14 protein-coding genes are annotated in these 16949 nt (G+C 64.7%); 3 read left to right on the top strand and 11 right to left on the bottom strand.

The features are described 5' to 3' along the window. Window positions 1-5: 5 nt before the first annotated feature. The 5 genes from HWY05_RS14500 to HWY05_RS14520 all read right to left on the bottom strand — a co-directional run bounded on the left by HWY05_RS14500 (window position 6) and on the right by HWY05_RS14520 (window position 5184). Window positions 6-398, bottom strand: a complete 393-nt coding sequence (locus tag HWY05_RS14500) for a DUF427 domain-containing protein (protein ID WP_176058776.1) — start codon at window positions 396-398, stop codon at window positions 6-8. Window positions 399-683: 285 nt separating this feature from the next. After that, entirely contained in the window at window positions 684-1181 is a 498-nt protein-coding gene (locus tag HWY05_RS14505; protein WP_035548349.1) for a carboxypeptidase-like regulatory domain-containing protein, read from the bottom strand. 345 nt (window positions 1182-1526) lie between these two features. After that, window positions 1527-3044: a DegQ family serine endoprotease gene (locus HWY05_RS14510; protein WP_176058777.1), complete on the bottom strand. Its 1518-nt coding sequence runs from the start codon at window positions 3042-3044 to the stop codon at window positions 1527-1529. Between the two features lie 162 nt (window positions 3045-3206). Then, a complete protein-coding gene (locus HWY05_RS14515) occupies window positions 3207-4517 on the bottom strand; it encodes an ATP-binding protein (protein WP_176058778.1) in 1311 nt (436 codons plus the stop codon). Between the two features lie 4 nt (window positions 4518-4521). Further along, window positions 4522-5184, bottom strand: coding sequence for a response regulator (locus HWY05_RS14520; protein ID WP_012434228.1), 663 nt, complete (start codon window positions 5182-5184; stop codon window positions 4522-4524). 320 nt (window positions 5185-5504) lie between these two features. Between HWY05_RS14520 and dacB the strand changes: the two genes are divergently transcribed. The 3 genes from dacB to HWY05_RS14535 all read left to right on the top strand — a co-directional run bounded on the left by dacB (window position 5505) and on the right by HWY05_RS14535 (window position 9702). Then, window positions 5505-7223, top strand: a complete 1719-nt coding sequence (gene dacB, locus HWY05_RS14525) for a D-alanyl-D-alanine carboxypeptidase/D-alanyl-D-alanine-endopeptidase (protein ID WP_176058779.1) — start codon at window positions 5505-5507, stop codon at window positions 7221-7223. Window positions 7224-7418: 195 nt separating this feature from the next. Beyond that, complete coding sequence (locus tag HWY05_RS14530; protein ID WP_176058780.1) at window positions 7419-8357, top strand: sterol desaturase family protein; 939 nt, start codon at window positions 7419-7421, stop codon at window positions 8355-8357. A gap of 94 nt (window positions 8358-8451) precedes the next feature. Further along, window positions 8452-9702 carry an SGNH/GDSL hydrolase family protein gene (locus HWY05_RS14535; RefSeq protein WP_035548363.1) on the top strand — a complete coding sequence of 417 codons (1251 nt, stop codon included), beginning with the start codon at window positions 8452-8454 and terminating at the stop codon, window positions 9700-9702. A 209-nt stretch (window positions 9703-9911) separates the two neighbouring features. Here HWY05_RS14535 and HWY05_RS14540 read toward each other — a convergent pair whose 3' ends face one another. The 6 genes from HWY05_RS14540 to pyk form a co-directional block, all read right to left on the bottom strand. Next, on the bottom strand, window positions 9912-10967 hold the full coding sequence (locus HWY05_RS14540) for an L-threonylcarbamoyladenylate synthase (protein ID WP_176058781.1): 1056 nt from the start codon (window positions 10965-10967) through the stop codon (window positions 9912-9914). A 10-nt stretch (window positions 10968-10977) separates the two neighbouring features. Further along, on the bottom strand, window positions 10978-12174 hold the full coding sequence (locus HWY05_RS14545; RefSeq protein ID WP_035548368.1) for a 5-(carboxyamino)imidazole ribonucleotide synthase: 1197 nt from the start codon (window positions 12172-12174) through the stop codon (window positions 10978-10980). A 150-nt stretch (window positions 12175-12324) separates the two neighbouring features. Then, complete coding sequence (purE, locus tag HWY05_RS14550) at window positions 12325-12843, bottom strand: 5-(carboxyamino)imidazole ribonucleotide mutase (RefSeq protein ID WP_035548372.1); 519 nt, start codon at window positions 12841-12843, stop codon at window positions 12325-12327. A gap of 39 nt (window positions 12844-12882) precedes the next feature. Further along, entirely contained in the window at window positions 12883-13773 is an 891-nt protein-coding gene (locus tag HWY05_RS14555) for a phosphoribosylaminoimidazolesuccinocarboxamide synthase (RefSeq protein ID WP_035548374.1), read from the bottom strand. 163 nt (window positions 13774-13936) lie between these two features. Beyond that, window positions 13937-15001, bottom strand: a complete 1065-nt coding sequence (gene fba, locus HWY05_RS14560) for a class II fructose-bisphosphate aldolase (RefSeq protein ID WP_035548376.1) — start codon at window positions 14999-15001, stop codon at window positions 13937-13939. Between the two features lie 292 nt (window positions 15002-15293). Beyond that, the gene (pyk, locus tag HWY05_RS14565) at window positions 15294-16730 is read right to left on the bottom strand and encodes a pyruvate kinase (RefSeq protein WP_176058868.1); all 1437 of its coding nucleotides are present in this window, start codon (window positions 16728-16730) and stop codon (window positions 15294-15296) included. Window positions 16731-16949 lie beyond the last annotated feature (219 nt).

The raw sequence follows: 16949 nt of genomic DNA on the forward strand, positions 1-16949 counted from the left end.
CCCGATCAGGAAGTCTGATCGATGCGATCGACGCGCGATGCGTAAAACGCCAGATACCCTTTAATCTGTTGCGCCGGTTCGAGCGGCGTTTCGTAGCTCCAGACGGCGTTCTCGATCAGGCCGTCTTCGGTACGTAGATGGAAGTATGACGCGTCGCCCTTGAACGGGCAGTGCGAAGTATGCGTGGAGCGTTCGAGGCGGGCCATGTTCACGTCCGCGCGCGGGAAATAGAACACGTCCGGCAGGCCGGTTTCGGAGAGCGTGAGCCCGGCCTGGGTATCGGCCATGGTGACGCCGCCGTGAATCATCCGCACCCGGTGGCTGTTGCCGGTGATCGAGATGGTATGTCCGCCCGCGCCCGCGCCGGGGCTTCCGTGAGGTGTCAAGGCATCGCTCATGTCCCGGCTCCGTGATGGTGTGCGGTCGTGCGAACGGGTCGTACGAACGGAAAAGCCACGGGGCGCGCCCGTGGCTTCATTATCGACCAAACTTCCGGCAAGTGCGCGAGCTTCCTGAATCGAGCAACTGAGCGGTATCGCGGAGCGATCTCCCCGCCGGGCGGCCTTCACCGCGCGACGGCTTGCGCAACAAAACGGCGCCGGTTCCGCGGCGGCTTTTGCCGCAATGCAGCACTATGCAGCGCTCCGACTGCAGTGCACCGCCGCTCGGCCCGATCACACGCTTTACTGCGTCGTCCAGTAGAAGTCCGCCTTCGCGGAGCCCTTGGCCGGGATCGTCACCGCCTTGCTCTGGTCGCGGTCCTTGTACTGCGCATGCACCGTGTAACGACCCGGGCGCAGCTTGACCAGCATGTACGGTCCACGCGACGTGGTGCTCAGCACCTCGCCGTCATGCGCGTCGACCACTCGCACGTGAACGTCAGCAAGAAAGTCGGAGCCGGGGCCCGTGAAGCGCAACGACAACGGCCACTGGCTTTGCGCGTGCTGCAGCGCCTTCGATTCGTCCTGCCCGACGCCGCCCGACACGAACGCGACGTCGCCCTTGTGCTGGATTTGCGGCATGCCGCCGCCATTGGCATTGCCTGCGCTGCTCTCGTCGGTGGTCGTGCCGCCGGTAGTGCCGTTCGCCTGCTGCGCATACGCGCCGCCCGCCAGACCGAGCGTGAGCGCTGCGCACAGCGCGGCGGCTACGATCCTTCGCTGATTGCGTTGGGTTTTCATCGATTCGCTCCTTGTTGAGGTCGTATCCCTTCCGGCGCCGTCCCGCGACGGCCCGGAACAAGGCAGACGCAACCTGCGTGCCACAGGGCAGATCGCGTCGTCCGGAAACCGCTGTTGCGCCGCACTGCATGGCGCACAGCGCCTTGCTTCGGTACTGCGTGATAGATAAAAACAGCGATAAAAAAGACGATAAAGACGGATAAAGAAATGCCGGTCCGCAGGCAGTAAGTGCAAGGACCGGCAAGCGTTACTTCAATTCCCGGGCAAATCGGCCAACCGGTCCGCCAGTCCGTCAACCGATCGGTCAGCAGGACGCGACACGGCCGCGCCCTGCCCGCTCCACGATCAGCCCAGATCCACCGGCACGAAGATCTGCGCGTTGTCGCGCTGGATCAGCAGCGCGATGCTGCTGCCCGCGCTGGCGATCATCTGCTTCAACTGATCGACCGTGGTGATCGGCCGGCCGTTGACCGCGAGAATCACGTCGCCCGGCTGGATGCCGGCGCTTTCCGCCGCGCCGCCCGACTGCTGCACCAGCAGACCGTGCGAGATCGACGCGCCGCTCTTCTCTTCCGGCGTCAGCGGTCGCACCGCCACGCCGAGACGGCCTTGCAACTGGGTCGGCTGCTCCACCTTGTCGGAGGCGACCTTCGCATCCGACAACGAGCCGATCGTCACCTTCAGATCTTTGGTGGCCTTGTCGCGCCACACCTGCACGGTGGCCGAGCTACCCGGCGCCAGACCCGCGACCTGCGCCGGCAGATCCGTCGAGTCGCTGACCGTCTCGCCGTTCACCGACAGAATCACGTCGCCCGGCTGCAAGCCGCCCTTCGCGGCGGGGCCGCCTGGATCGACCGAGCTGACCAGCGCGCCCTGCGGCTTCTGCAGGCCGAACGAATTGGCCAGCGTCTGGTTCATGCCCTGCACCGCGACGCCGAGACGGCCGCGACTCACATGGCCGGTTTTGACGATGTCGTCCTTGACCTTGATCGCCTCATTGATCGGGATCGCGAACGAGAGCCCCTGGAAGCCGCCGGTCTGCGAGTAGATCATCGAGTTGATGCCGATCACTTCGCCTTGCAGATTGAACAGCGGACCGCCCGAATTACCCGGGTTGACCGGCACGTCGGTCTGAATGAACGGCGTGTAGTTCTCGTTGGGCAGCGAACGCGACTTCGCGCTGATGATGCCCGAGGTCACGGTGTTGTCGAAACCATAAGGCGAGCCGATCGCGACCACCCACTGACCGACCTTGCTCTGACGCGGATCGCCGATCTTCACGGTCGGCAGATTGCTCGCGTCGATCTTCAGCACGGCGACGTCGGACTGCTTGTCGGCGCCGATCACCTTGGCCTTGAATTCGCGCTTGTCGGTGAGCTTCACGGTGACGACGTTGGCGCCGTCCACCACGTGCGCGTTGGTCAGGATGTAACCGTCGCTGCTGACGATAAAGCCCGAGCCCAGGCTCGAGCTCGGCTGATCGGCTGCATCGCCGCCGTCGCCGCCTTGCATGCCCGGCATACCGCCGAAGAAGTGCTTGTAGAACTGGTAAAACGGATCGCTCGGATCGATCGGCAACTGATTGCCGCCGACGTTGCCGCCGTTGCCGTTGCTGCGTAGCGCCGTCTGCTTGACCACGTGCTTCGCGCTGATGTTGACGACGGCCGGGCCGTAGGTTTCGACCAGGCCCGAGAAGTCGGGAATGCCGGTTTTGGCCGCGGCTTCGGCGGGCATCATCGCGGCTTGCGCCGGCGAGATCACCTGCGGCGCGGGTACGTCGCGATGCCCCGCCACATAGCCGGCGGAAAGCGCCACGGCGACAGCTACTGCAACAGCGCTGCGAGACAAGGTTTTCGCGTTCATCGTGTACTCCTGACTGGGAGAAAGAGGCTACTGGATGACTCGAAGCGTACGGGGCGCTGCTTAAAAGAGTCTTAAGCAGCGCCAGATCGCTTCAAACCCCGTGTTAGGGCTGCTTTAAGCCCCGTTTAAGCCCCATTTAAGCCACTTTACGAACAGAAAGCCTCAGCTTCTTCCGAAGCGCACGTTGACCTGCAAGCCGCCTGCGGGCGACTCGTCGAGCGACACGGCCGCATGGTGTTGCGTGGCGATCCGGCGCACGATCGCCAGCCCGAGACCGCTGCCCGCGACATCGGTACGCACGCGGTTCGCGCTGGCGCCCGCGCGATAGAACCGGTCGAACACGCGATCGCGTTCGGCCGGCTCGATGCCCGGTCCGCTGTCGGCGATCCGCACGGTTGGGTGTCCTTCTTCGAGACGCAGACTGACGTCCACCCGGCCACCGCGTGGTGTGTATTTGGTTGCGTTGTCCACGAGGTTGTTGAACATCACGCGCAACGCGTCGGCGTCGCCGATTACCGTAGCGGCTTCACTCACCTCGATGCCGAGATCGACGCCGCGATTCTGCGCGAGCGGCGCGTACTTCACCACGCAGTCCTGCAGCAACGCGCGCAGATCGATCGCGTCGGTGGCGGCGAGGCCGTCCGGTTCCGAGCGCGCGAGCGCCAGCAGTTGTTCGGCGAGACGCGTGGCGCGCGTCACGCCCGCCTGCAGATCGGCGAGCGCTTCGCTGCGCGAGGCGTCGTCTTTCGCGCGCGCCACCAGTTGCGATTGAATCTGCACGGCGGCGAGCGGCGTGCGCAATTCATGCGCGGCATCGGCAACGAACGCCTTCTGAATATCGAGCGCGGTGGCGAGCCGTTCGAGCAGGCCGTTCAACGCTCGCACGAGCGGTTGCACTTCGAGCGGCAGACGCTGGTCGGGCAGCGGATCGAGCGCTTCGGGATGGCGCGTGTCGAGCGCGCTGGTGACACGCCGCAGCGGCTTCAGGCCACGCCCGACGATCACCCACACCGCCACGCCCATCAACGGCAGCAGCACGATCAGCGGCCACAGCGTACGCAGCGCGACGCTCGCGGCGAGACGGTTGCGCACCGACACCGGCTGCGCGAGTTGCACGACGTTATCGCCGACGATCGCGCCATACACGCGCCAGTCACCACGCTCCGTGTGCTCGGTCGAAAAACCCAGCTCGGCGCGCGGCGCGAGCGGCGCACGCGGACGCGAGTAGTACATCAGCACGCCGTTGCGATTCCAGATTTGCAGCACGATGCCTTCGTCGCCGGTATCGCGCGAACCGAGCACCTGCGAGAACGGTTCCGACGGCAGCGCCGCGGCAATCTGCTCCAACTGGTAATCGAACAGTTCGTTGGCTTCCGCCAGCGCCTGGCGGTAAATCAGCCACCCCGCAATGCCGACGCCGAGCAACACCAGCGCCAGCAGCCAGATCAGCAATTGACGACGAATCGAACGCATCGGCTCAGGCGTCCTTCGCGATCATGTAGCCGAGGCCGCGTACGTTGCGAATCAGTTCCGCGCCGAGCTTTTTGCGCAGCGCGTGAATGTAGACCTCCACGGTATTGCTGCCGATCTCTTCGCCCCAGCCGTACATTTTTTCTTCGAGCTGGCTCTTCGACAGAACCGCGCCGGGGCGCGCGAGCAACGCTTCCAGCAGCGCGAATTCACGCGCCGACAAGGCCACCGGCGCGCCGTCGAGCGTGACCTGATGCGAAGCGGGATCGAGCGTCAGATTGCCGTGGCGAATCGTCGAATCGCTGCGGCCCGATTGACGACGGATCAGCGCGCGCATGCGGGCGCCGAGTTCGTCGAGATCGAAAGGTTTGACAAGGTAATCGTCGGCGCCGGCGTCGAGCCCTTTGACGCGATCGGCCACCGCGTCGCGCGCGGTGACGATCAGCACCGGCAGCGCATGGCCGCGCGCGCGCAGTGTGCGCAACACGTCGAGACCGTCGCGCTTGGGCAAACCGAGATCGAGCAACACCAGATCGTAAGGTTGCGAGCCGGCCGCGCTGAGCGCCGCTTCGCCGTCTTCCACCCAGTCGACCGCGAAGCCCTCGCCGCGCAGTGCCTTGCGCACACCTTCGGCGATCATCCGGTCGTCTTCGACTAGCAAGATGCGCATGATTATCCGTTCCGAAACGTTAAGCGATGCCGCATTCTAGCGCCCGCCACCACCGTGCACGCCGCTTGACGCTTTTTTCACCGCAGCCTCACGGCATGTCTCTACAATGGGCGCTTTGCGTCGCGCGGCGCTGAAAGGCCCGCGCAATGTGCTGTGTATGCGGGGTGCGTCGATCGTTCGCACACGCGTTGCGTCTTTCGATGCTTTCATGTCGCATGAGCGACGAGAACCTCGAAACCCATGCGCGATGCGACGCGCCTCGATGCATCCCCGGATTGCCGCGTGCCCCACGCCCTGACATCTTGCTTTTTCGCCCGTCCATGACGCACGCTTTTCTGTCTTCTCTCGCACGCCGCCTGCATCATGTCGCGCTGCGCTCGCGCTGGTTTTCTTCTCCCGTTTCCGTTTCCGTTTCCGTTCCCGCTACCGATGCCGCTTCGGCCCGCATGCCGCGCCGTTTCGCGCAGCGGCCCGCGGCCGGGTGGATGCTCGTCTGCGCCATGCTCGGCAGCGGCGCCGCTGCTTCGCTGCCGCTCGCCGCGCAGGCGCGTGTCAAGGCGACGCATCCGAGCGTCAACGTCACCACCGTGCTGCCGCAGTCGGTCATGCTCGGCTTGCAGCGCGCGCACGTGCCCTTGTCGTCGATCAGCGTGGTCGTCGAAAAGGTCGGCGACCGCACGCCGATCGTCGCGCTGAACGCCGGCAAACCGATGATGCCCGCCTCGACGATGAAGCTCGTCACCACCTATTCCGGCCTGTCGATTCTCGGCCCCGACTATCGCTGGCGCACCAGTGCGTACGCGGACGGCAACGTCGACGCAAATGGCGTGCTGCACGGCAATCTTTACATTCAGGGCACGGGCGATCCGAAGCTCGTGCCGGAAGAATTGATCGACCTCGTGCAGAAGATCCACAAGGCGGGCATCACCGGAATCGATGGCGCGCTGGTGCTCGACAAGCGTTATTTCGATCCGTCCACGCGCGACCTGCCGCCGTTCGACGACGACGCCACCGCGCCGTACAACGTCGGCCCCGATCCGCTGCTGTATGCATTCAAATCGCTGTCGTTCACGCTCACGCCGTCGCCCGACGGCAGCGTCGCGATCGACGTGCTGCCGGCGCTCGCGCAATTGCAGATCGACAATCAGATGCACGCGGTCAACGGCCCGTGCCGTGGCGATGCGTCGACGGTCTCGCCGAGCGTCACGCCGCAGCCGAACGGCACGGTCGTCGCGTCGTTCAGCGGCGACTATTCGGTGCGCTGCGGCCCGCGCACGATCAACGTCGCGGTGCTCGATCATTCGGCGTTTTTCGCGGGCGGCTTTCTCGCGCTGTGGCAGCAAACCGGCGGCACCTTCAACGGCGCGACTCGCGAAGGCGCGGTGCCGGTGGGCGCCAAACTGGTCGCCACCCACGACGGGCCGATGCTGGCCGACATCGTTCGCGACATCAACAAGTTCAGCAACAACACGATGGCGCGCAATCTGTTCCTGACCATCGGCGCCGCCGAAGAAAAACCTCCCGCGACGCCCGCCAAATCCGCGCGCGCGATCCAGGCGTTTCTGCGCCGCGACGCCGTCGACATGGAATACCTGACGCTCGACAACGGCTCGGGCCTGTCGCGCGACGAGCACGTCACCGCGCTCTCGCTTGCCGATCTGTTGCAGCGGGCCAATGCAAGTCCGGTCGCCCAGGTGTTCGTGGAATCGCTGCCTATCGCGGGCGTGGACGGCACCATGCGCAACCGCCTGACCAACCAGGGCGCGGGCGGCAACGCGCACATCAAGACCGGCACGTTGCGCGACGTGCGTGCGATCGCGGGCTACGTGGCATCGGCGGACGGCAACAGCTACGTGGTCGTCAGCCTGATCAACGATCCGCATTCCGAAGCCGCGCGCGCGGCCCATGATGCGCTACTCGAATGGGTCTACCAGGGTCCGTCCCAGGGCTTCACGAAAGTGTCCGATCCCGTCGCGGAACCGCGCGGCAGCCGCGCCAGCAAGCCCAGGAAAAACCCGCACCAGCGCGCGGCCCACTGAGGTTTCCTTCTAGCGAAGCCGCGCGCCGCGATGCTCCCAAGCGTGTACGCTGTCGGGCAGTGTTTGAGGTGCGCGTAAAACGCTCTGCGTGGCGCACAAGCCATGCATCCGTAGCGGTCGCGTGGCCTAATCAAACGATAACGACACGACCCGCTGCGTATCGCGCAGCGGCCAGGGACCACGGAGGAAGACACGATGCAATTCGATGCGGAATTGCTGCTGCTCGCCATGGCGCCAGTCTTTCTCGCATGCATCGGCTGGGAGGCGTGGCACCTGCGGCGCACACGCCCGGGCGCGCAGCTTTATAGCTGGCGCGACACGTTCTGCAACGCCGCGCTCGCGCTGATGCAGCAAGCCGCCGACAAGCTCGCGTGGCTCGCCATCATTCCCGTCTACGCGTTCTTCTACGATCACTATCGCGTCACCACGTGGCAGGCCAACTGGGTCTCGTTCGTGGTGCTGTTCATCGCGCAGGATCTGCTCTACTACGTGTTCCATCGTTGCAGCCATCGCGTGCGCTGGTTGTGGGCCGCGCATGTCGTGCATCACTCGTCGGAGCGGATGAATTTTTCGACCGCGTTCCGCCAGAGCCTGATGTATCCGATCGCGGGCATGTGGCTGTTCTGGATTCCGCTCGCCGTACTCGGCTTTCCGCCGAAGCAGATCGTCGCGATCGTGCTGATCAATCTCGGCTTCCAGTTCTTCGTTCATACGCAGGCGATAGGCAAGCTCGGCTGGCTCGAATACGTGTTCAACACACCGTCGATCCATCGCGTGCATCACGCCCGCAACGATCGCTATATCGACCGCAACTATGCCGGCGTGCTGGTGATCTGGGATCGCCTGTTCGGCAGCTACGTGGAAGAAGATTCGCACGACGCGCCGGTGTACGGCATCGTCGAACCGCTGCACACCTACAACCCGCTGAAGGCGACGTTTCACGAATGGACGTCGATGGCCGCCGACTTCGCGAGCGTGCGCGGCTGGCGCAACAAGTGGCGCGCGCTGTTTGCGCCGCCCGCGTGGGCCGCGCAATATCATGCGCATCGCGCCGCGAGCTCAGCCGCTTCGGGCAGCATGGCGGAGGTAGAGGAAAACCATACGGCAGCGTTTGAAACGCCGCGCGGGCCGTAGAAGATTCTGTAAGCTGTCGTCACGCCGCCGACGCGGTGGACGCTGCCTGCAACACATGGCGCAAGGGCCACACATACGAGGAGATGTAGTCAACATGAAACAAACAGCATCGAAAAAACAAGCCTGGTTCCGCGTCACGCAGATCGCCTTGGCCAGCACCGCGTTTGCCATGCTCGTCGCTTGCGGCGGCGGCAGCGACAATAACAACAACGCCAGCGCCACCCCGGCGGGCGGCGTGAAACTGCAGGTCGTGTCGTTCGGCGACAGCCTGTCGGACGTCGGCACGTACGCACCGGTGATCCAGTCGAGCTTCGGCGGCGGCCGCTTCACGACGAACCCGGGCGAAGTGTGGACGCAGAAGGTCGCGGAATACTACGGCGGCACGTTGAGCGCCGCGTATCTGGGTGGCTTCGGCCAACCGCTGGTCGCAACCGGCGGCTTCGGCTACGCGCAAGGCGGCTCGGACGTCGTCAACCCGCAAGGCGAGGGTTGGGCGCCGAACAACATGGCAGCGACGACCGTGCCGGTGGTGACCCAGGTCGCCAACTACGTGAGCGCGCATGGAAGCTTCAACGCGAACCAGCTCGTGCTGATCAACGGCGGCGCGAACGACATCTTCCAATTCGCGGGCACCACGGCGAATCTGACGGCGCTCGCCACCGCGCTGGCTACGCAATATCCGCAGCTCGTCGCGGCCGGCCAACTGCCGGCTACGCCGGCAGGCCAGGTGACGTTCATCGCCGGCTATCTGCAACAGTTGCCGAACCCGCAGATCGCACAGGCGGCCGCGCAACTCGCCGCGCAGATTCAAACCATCGTCAGCTCGGGCGCCACGCACGTGGTGGTCTCGACGGTGCCGGACATCGGCAACACGCCGCAAGGCGTGCAGGCGAATGCGGCCTCGCCCGGCGCGGCTGCGCTGCTGACGGGTATTACCGCGGCGTATAACGGCATCCTGCTGCAAAACCTGCAGGCACGCGGCCTGGTGGGTACGGGCAAGGTCATCGTGGCCGATGCGTTCACGTGGCTGGACCAGCAATTGCCGAACTACCAGGCGCTGGGCTTCACGGTGTCCAACACGGGCACGGCGTGTAACCTGTCGTCGATGGTGGCGAATGCAACCGCGTACGCTACGGCGAACCCGAGCGCCACGAACGGCCTGACGCCGGCTCAGTACGGCTCGCAGTTCGGCTCGTCGCTGTTCTGCTCGCCGCAGACCTATACGGTGGCCGGCGCCGACCAGACCTACATGTTCGCGGATCTGGTTCACCCGAGCACACACCTGCACGCGCTGTTCGCCACGTACGTCACGCAACAGATCGCTGCAACGGGTCTGGGCAAGTAAGTTGAAGGTCGCCGTGTAGCGGCGACGGATGCAGATGTGAAAACGCCCGGCTTGATCATCAAGCCGGGCGTTTTTGTTGGGTCGTGGGGTTGGCGGGCCGGGCGGGGTGGAAAAGCATGCTTGTGTGTGCAGCTTGTGTTCGCCGTGCGCCGTGCAAGCCCTGCGCTATTCGGCACTGCGCAAGTAGCCGCTTGCATCAAACCCGCCGCTTACCCCTGCGCCTCAAACGCCGCGGCGGCTCGCCCCAGCCGGTCATTGACCGCGATCCATTCGATCGTGTCGGGCAGCTTCTCGATCAGAATACGCGTGACGTTCGCGCGATCTAGCGCTCTGAGCAAGCCATACAACTCGCGTGCATAGAGATGCGGATCTTCCGGCGCGGCGATGAAATGCACGCCTTCGGCATCCGCCCAATGGCCCGCTCGCGATGCCCGCGCTACCAGCGCGACCCGCTCGCCCGCTTCGCGCGCAGCCAGCAGAGGTTCGAGCGCGCCGAACGGCAACAAGGCCAGCGGCGTGCGCGGCGCGTAATGCGCCTTCAACGTGCCCGAAGCGCGCGGCGCGGTGGCGTCCGATCCATCCGGCAGACGCGGCGCTTCGCCGAGCACGTCGGCGATATCTTGCGGGGTGACGCGGCCCGGTCTCAACAGCGCTGGGAATCCGCGCGATAGATCGACAATCGTCGACTCGATGCCGACGTCCGACGCGCCGCCGTCCAGCACATGAATCGCCCCGCCGAACTCGTCGCGCACATGCTGCGCGGTGGTCGGACTGACATGCCCGAAGCGGTTCGCCGACGGTGCGGCCACGCCGCCATGTCCGCCGCGCAATGCACTGAACGCTTGCAGCAACGCTTGCGCCACCGGATGTGACGGGCAACGCAAGCCCACCGAATCCTGCCCGCCGCTGACGGCGGGATCGATGTGCGCGGCGCGCTTCAGAATCAGTGTGAGCGGGCCCGGCCAGAACGCGTCGATCAGACGTTGCGCGTCGGCGGGTAAATGCTCGACCCAGTAGTTCGGATCGCCATTCGGCGCGAGATGCACGATCACCGGATGATTCGCCGGCCGCCCCTTCGCCGCGTAAATGCGGGCGACCGCGTCCGGACTCTCGGCGTCGCCGCCGAGGCCATACACCGTCTCCGTGGGAAACGCGACCAGCCCGCCCGCGTCGAGCAACGCGGCCGCGTGCTCGATCTGCGCGGCGCTCACGGGCAAGACGCTCGCGGCGCCTTCGGCTTCAGCGGGTTTCGGTTGATCCGGCATGGCGCGCGCGTCAGCTCGTGAGGATGTGCAAAAGCCGCGCGCAATCGCGTCCGGCCGTGCGGGCTTCTTCAAGCGTCGCCGCGGTGAAGTTCACGTGGCCCATCTTGCGGCCGCAACGCGCTTCTTCCTTGCCGTACAGATGCAGACGCGCCGCCGGCATGGCGGCGACTTCGTGCCACGGCGGCGTGACCGCCGCGCCCTTCGGGCCGTCCGGGAACCACACGTCGCCGAGAATGTTCAGCATCACCGCCGGCGAGTGCTGGCGCGTGTCGCCGAGCGGCATGCCGGTCATGGCGCGCACCTGCTGTTCGAACTGGCTGGTCGCGCAGGCGTCCACCGTGTAGTGGCCGGAATTGTGCGGGCGCGGCGCCATTTCGTTGGCCACCAGCGAGCCGTCTTCGAGAATGAAAAACTCGACGCACAGCACGCCCACATAGCCGAGCTTCTCGGCGATTTGCAGCGCGGCCTGTTGCGCCTGTTCGACGAGCGTCGGGCTCGCGTCCGGCGCCGGCACGATGGTGTGCGACAGCACGCCGTCGCGATGCGTGTTCTGCGCAAGCGGATAGACCGCCGACGCGCCGCTCGCCGCGCGCGCGATCAGCGCGGAGACTTCGAACTTCAGCGGCAAACGCTTTTCGAGCACGCACGGTACGCCGGCGAGCGACGCATGCGCCTCGCGCACTTCTTCCGCGTTGCGCACGCGAATCTGGCCTTTGCCGTCGTAGCCCATACGGGCGGTTTTGAGGATGCCGGGCAGCACGGCTTCGAGCGCCGCGTCGTTGAGCGCGGCCAGCGCGTCCGACGATTCGATCACCACGTGCGGCGCCACCGTCACGCCCGACGACGCGATAAAGCGCTTCTCGGCAATGCGGTCCTGCGCCACAGCGACGCAACGGCCGGCCGGGCTGACAAAGGTGGTTCTGGCGAGGAAATCGAGGCTCGCCGCCGGCACGTTCTCGAATTCGGTCGACACCGCCGCGCACAATCGCGCGAGTTCGGTCAGCGACGCTTCGTCGTCGTAAGCCGCGCGCAGATGGCGGTCAGCCACGGCGCCCGCCGGACTGTTTTCGTCCGGGTCGAGTATGGCGACGCGATAGCCCATGGCCTGAGCGGCAAAGCAGAACATACGGCCGAGCTGGCCGCCACCAACCATGCCAAGCCATGCGCCGGGCAGAATCGGTGAAACCGGTGTGTTGTCTGGGTTCATCTTAGTGGTCGGTCGCGGCCGGGTGGGCTTGCCTTAGTACAGACAGGCAGGCACCCGGCCGGGGGTCGGACAGCAACATCTTGTATGGGACCAGCGTAAGCGCTACCGCTGATCGGACAGGGGACGTCTTTATAGGATCAATCCCGGCGCTTACAGCGCCGGCAATACCATCGCGTGAGCCGCTTCATTCTGGCGAACGCGGAACGCCGCCAGTTTCTCCGCATACTCGGCGCTCGTACCGCTCAGAATCGACACCGCGAACAGCGCAGCATTCGCCGCGCCCGCTTCGCCGATCGCGAACGTGGCCACCGGCACGCCCTTGGGCATCTGCACGATCGAATGCAGCGAATCGACACCTTTCAGGTACTTGCTCGCCACCGGCACGCCGAGTACCGGCACCGTGGTCTTGGCCGCCAGCATGCCCGGCAGATGCGCCGCGCCGCCCGCGCCCGCGATGATCGCGCGGATCCCGCGCTCGCGCGCGCTTTCAGCATAGGCGAACATTTCGTCGGGCATGCGGTGCGCGGACACCACCTTCGCTTCGTACGGCACGCCGAATTCCTGCAGAATCGCCACGGCGTTTTTCATCACTTCCCAGTCGGAACTGGAGCCCATCAGCACGCCGACAACCGGCGCGCCATGCGTATGGGCGGTTTGAACGTCACTCATGTTACGGCTTCCTTGTGTCTCGATCCGTGCAAACCGTAATCAGGCGAGCTTCTGGCCGGTCAGGCGTTCGAGCGCTTCCTGATACTTTTCGCCCGTCTTCGTGACCACGTCGTCCGGCAGCTTCGGCGCCGGCGGTTCTTTCTTCCACGTTTGCGTTTCGAGCCAGTCGCGCACGAACTGCTTGTCGAACGACGGCGGGTTCGTGCCGACCTGATACTGATCCGCCGGCCAGAAGCGCGACGAATCCGCGGTCAGCGCTTCGTCCATCAGATACAGCTTGCCGTGGTTGTCCAGACCGAATTCGAACTTGGTGTCCGCGATGATGATGCCGCGGGTCGCCGCGTAATCCGCCGCTTCCTTGTACAGCTTGATCGAGATGTCGCGGATCGTGGCCGACAGTTCGGTGCCGATGCGACGCTCCATCTCGTTGTACGTGATGTTTTCGTCGTGATGACCCATTTCGGCCTTGGCGGCCGGCGTGAAGATCGGCTCGGGCAGCTTCTGCGCGTTTTGCAGACCCGCCGGCAGTTCCACGCCGCATACCGAACCGGTGGCCTGGTAGTCTTTCCAGCCGCTGCCGGCCAGATAGCCGCGCACCACGGCTTCGACGAGGATCGGCTCGAGGCGCTTCACCACCACGGCGCGGCCCTTGACCTGCTCGACTTCGTCGGCCGCCACCACGGATTCGGGCGCCACGCCCGTCAGGTGATTCGGCACCACATGCTTGAGTTTGTCGAACCAGAAGTTCGCCATTTCGTTGAGCACGCGTCCCTTATTCGGAATCGGCTCGCCCATGATGACGTCGAACGCCGACAGACGGTCGGTCGTGACGATCAGCAACTGGTCGTTGCCCACCGCATAGTTGTCGCGGACTTTACCGCGGCCGAGCAACGGCAGCGAGCGGAGCGTGGATTCGTAGAGGGTAGACATCGTCGTGGTTCGCTAAAAGTGGGGCAAAAAGTGTGACCGGAACAAAAGGGAAACGCCGTTCCCCGGATGATGCGGGAACGGCGGTCTAACCACAACCTGGCCGGATAGCCAGGCATACAGCCTGGGCGTCGGGCCAGATATCAGCTTAGCGGACTTAACGGGCTTAGCGCACGACTTGCGCGAACTCGCCCGATTTGTACTTCTCCGCGATTTTATCAAGCGAAACCGGCTTGATCTTGCCAGCCTGACCTTCACAGCCGAATTGCGTGTAACGCTCGATACAGACCTTCATGGCGGCGTCGCGCGCCGGCTTCAGGTAATCGCGCGGATCGAACTTGCCCGGGTTGGTCGCCATGTAGCGGCGGATCGCGCCGGTGATCGCCAGACGCAGGTCAGTGTCGATGTTGATCTTGCGCACGCCGTTCTTGATGCCTTCCTGAATTTCTTCGACCGGCACGCCGTAGGTTTCCTTCATGTCGCCGCCGAATTCGCGGATTTCCGCGAGCAGTTCCTGCGGCACCGACGACGAACCGTGCATCACTAGATGGGTGTTCGGAATGCGCTGGTGGATTTCCTTGATGCGCTGGATCGACAGAATGTCGCCCGTGGGCTTCTTGCTGAACTTGTACGCGCCGTGCGACGTACCGATCGCGATCGCCAAAGCGTCGCATTGCGTCAGCTTGACGAAGTCGGCAGCCTGCTCCGGATCGGTCAGCAGTTGCTCGCGGGTCATCAGGCCTTCGGCGCCGTGACCGTCTTCCTTGTCGCCCTTCATGGTTTCCAGCGAACCGAGCACGCCCAGTTCCGCTTCCACCGTAATACCGATCGAGTGCGCGGCGTCCACGACGCGGCGCGACACTTCGACGTTGTACTCGTACGACGCGACGCTCTTGCCGTCGGCTTCGAGCGAGCCGTCCATCATCACGCTGGTGAAACCGCTGCGGATCGCGGCCATGCAGACCGCCGGCGACTGGCCGTGGTCCTGGTGCATCACGACCGGAATATGCGGATACGACTCGACCGCGGCTTCGATCAGATGGCGCAGAAACGGCTCGCCCGCGTACTTACGCGCACCGGCGGAAGCCTGCATGATGACCGGCGCGTTGACCTTGTCGGCCGCCATCATGATCGCCTGCACCTGCTCCAGATTGTTCACGTTGAATGCCGGCAGGCCATAGCCGTTTTCGGCGGCATGGTCCAGCAGTTGACGCATTGATACGAGAGGCATGCTTAACTCCTTAGATTGAAACGAATTCTTGTGCCGTCGGCATCTTTTGGGCGATTTTATCGCGAAGCAAACCGCATACCCGCTGTACACCTGTCCACACCCGCCCTAAAGCGCCGGGCGTTCCTGGACGCCGCCATGCGCGATTGGAGCGAGTGCGCCGCCTCTCGCGGGGCATGCAGCCGCTTCGCTTAAATCCTCTCCGTGCCGATCGGGCAGTCTGTCTCCTGTCGACGAGAGTGAGCGCCCTTGGCGCCGACTCTCGTCCCATGCCGGACAGTGGCTGCCAGTCAAATCAATACGGCTCGCCGACTCGCACGATTTTCAACGTATTCGTGCCGCCGGCCTGACCCATCGGCTCGCCGACGGTCAGCACCACCATGTCGCCGCGCGACGCGTAACCCTTGCTCACCACGGTTTCCAGCGCCTGTTGCAACGCGGTGTCGCGGTCGGTGTTGGTATCCAGATGCAGCGAGGTCACGTTGCGATACAGCGCCATGGCGCGTTCGCTGCCGACCCGCGGCGTGAGCGCGAAAATCGGCACGTGGGTCCAGTGACGCGACATCCACAGCGCGGTGGAACCGGATTCGGTCAATGCCACGATCGCCTTCGCGCCCAGGTGATAGGCGGTGAAGAGCGCGCCCATCGCGATCGACTGGTCGATGCGGGTGAACGTGCGGTCGAGGAAATCCTTGTCCAGCTCCGACTGCTCCGACTTTTCGGCTTCGACACAGATCGCCGCCATCGTTTCGATGGTTTGCACCGGGTACTTGCCGGCCGCCGATTCCGCCGACAGCATCACCGCGTCGGTGCCGTCGAGCACTGCGTTGGCGACGTCCGACACTTCAGCGCGGGTCGGCACCGGTGCGTAGATCATCGACTCCATCATCTGGGTCGCGGTGATCACGAACTTGTTCGATTCACGCGCCATCCGAATCATGCGCTTTTGCAGCGCCGGGACTGCGGCATTGCCCACTTCCACGGCCAGATCGCCACGCGCGACCATGATGCCGTCCGACGCGTCGAGAATGCCTTGCAGCGCCGGAATCGCTTCCGCGCGCTCGATCTTGGCGATCATCTTCGGCTTGATGCCGTACGGCGCACCGGCGATGTTCGCCAGTTGGCGAGCCATTTCCATGTCGGTGGCGTTCTTCGGGAACGAAACCGCGACATAGTCGACGCCGAGCGACATCGCCGTGCGGATGTCTTCCATGTCTTTCGCGGTCAGCGCGGGCGCCGACAGCCCGCCGCCCTGGCGGTTGATGCCCTTGTTGTTCGACAGCTCGCCGCCGATCTTGACGATCGTATGGATCTCGCTGCCGATCACGCGTGCGACGTCCAGCACGATCAGGCCGTCGTTGAGCAACAGCACGTCGCCCGGTTTCAGGTCGCGCGGCAGGTCTTTGTAGTCGAGACCGGCGCGCTGCTCGTTGCCGAGTTCGCATTCGGCGTCGAGGATGAACGGCTCGCCGGCGACCAGCATGATCTTGCCGTTTTCAAACTTACCGACCCGAATCTTCGGGCCTTGCAGGTCGGCCATGATGGCGACTTCACGGCCGGCCTGGCGGGCCGCCTCGCGCACGAATTCGGCGCGCTGGCGGTGGTCGTCGGCAGTGCCGTGCGAGAAATTAAGCCGCACCACGTCCAGTCCTGCCTGAATCATTTGCAGCAGGATTTCCGGCGTGTTGGAAGCCGGTCCGATGGTGGCGACAATCTTGGTGGCGCGATGCATGAGTCTCCTCGTCTGGGTGAGATCGCTGGGAATAGCGCTGCGAGTCGGATGCGGAGGCTGCGCACCGAAAGATGCTGCCGGGGGCTGCGCGCCGGTTGAAACCAGCGTCGCTTTATGGGGTGAAGCGGTGTTCGACACCAGCACAGGGCGTGCTGGCGGTTCGGCGAGCGCGACCTCGTCGTCCGGGAGTTCTGCCTGCGATTGCGCGGCTTGTCCGGT

The organism is Paraburkholderia sp. BCC1876 (assembly GCF_902833695.1).
Lineage (GTDB): Bacteria > Pseudomonadota > Gammaproteobacteria > Burkholderiales > Burkholderiaceae > Paraburkholderia.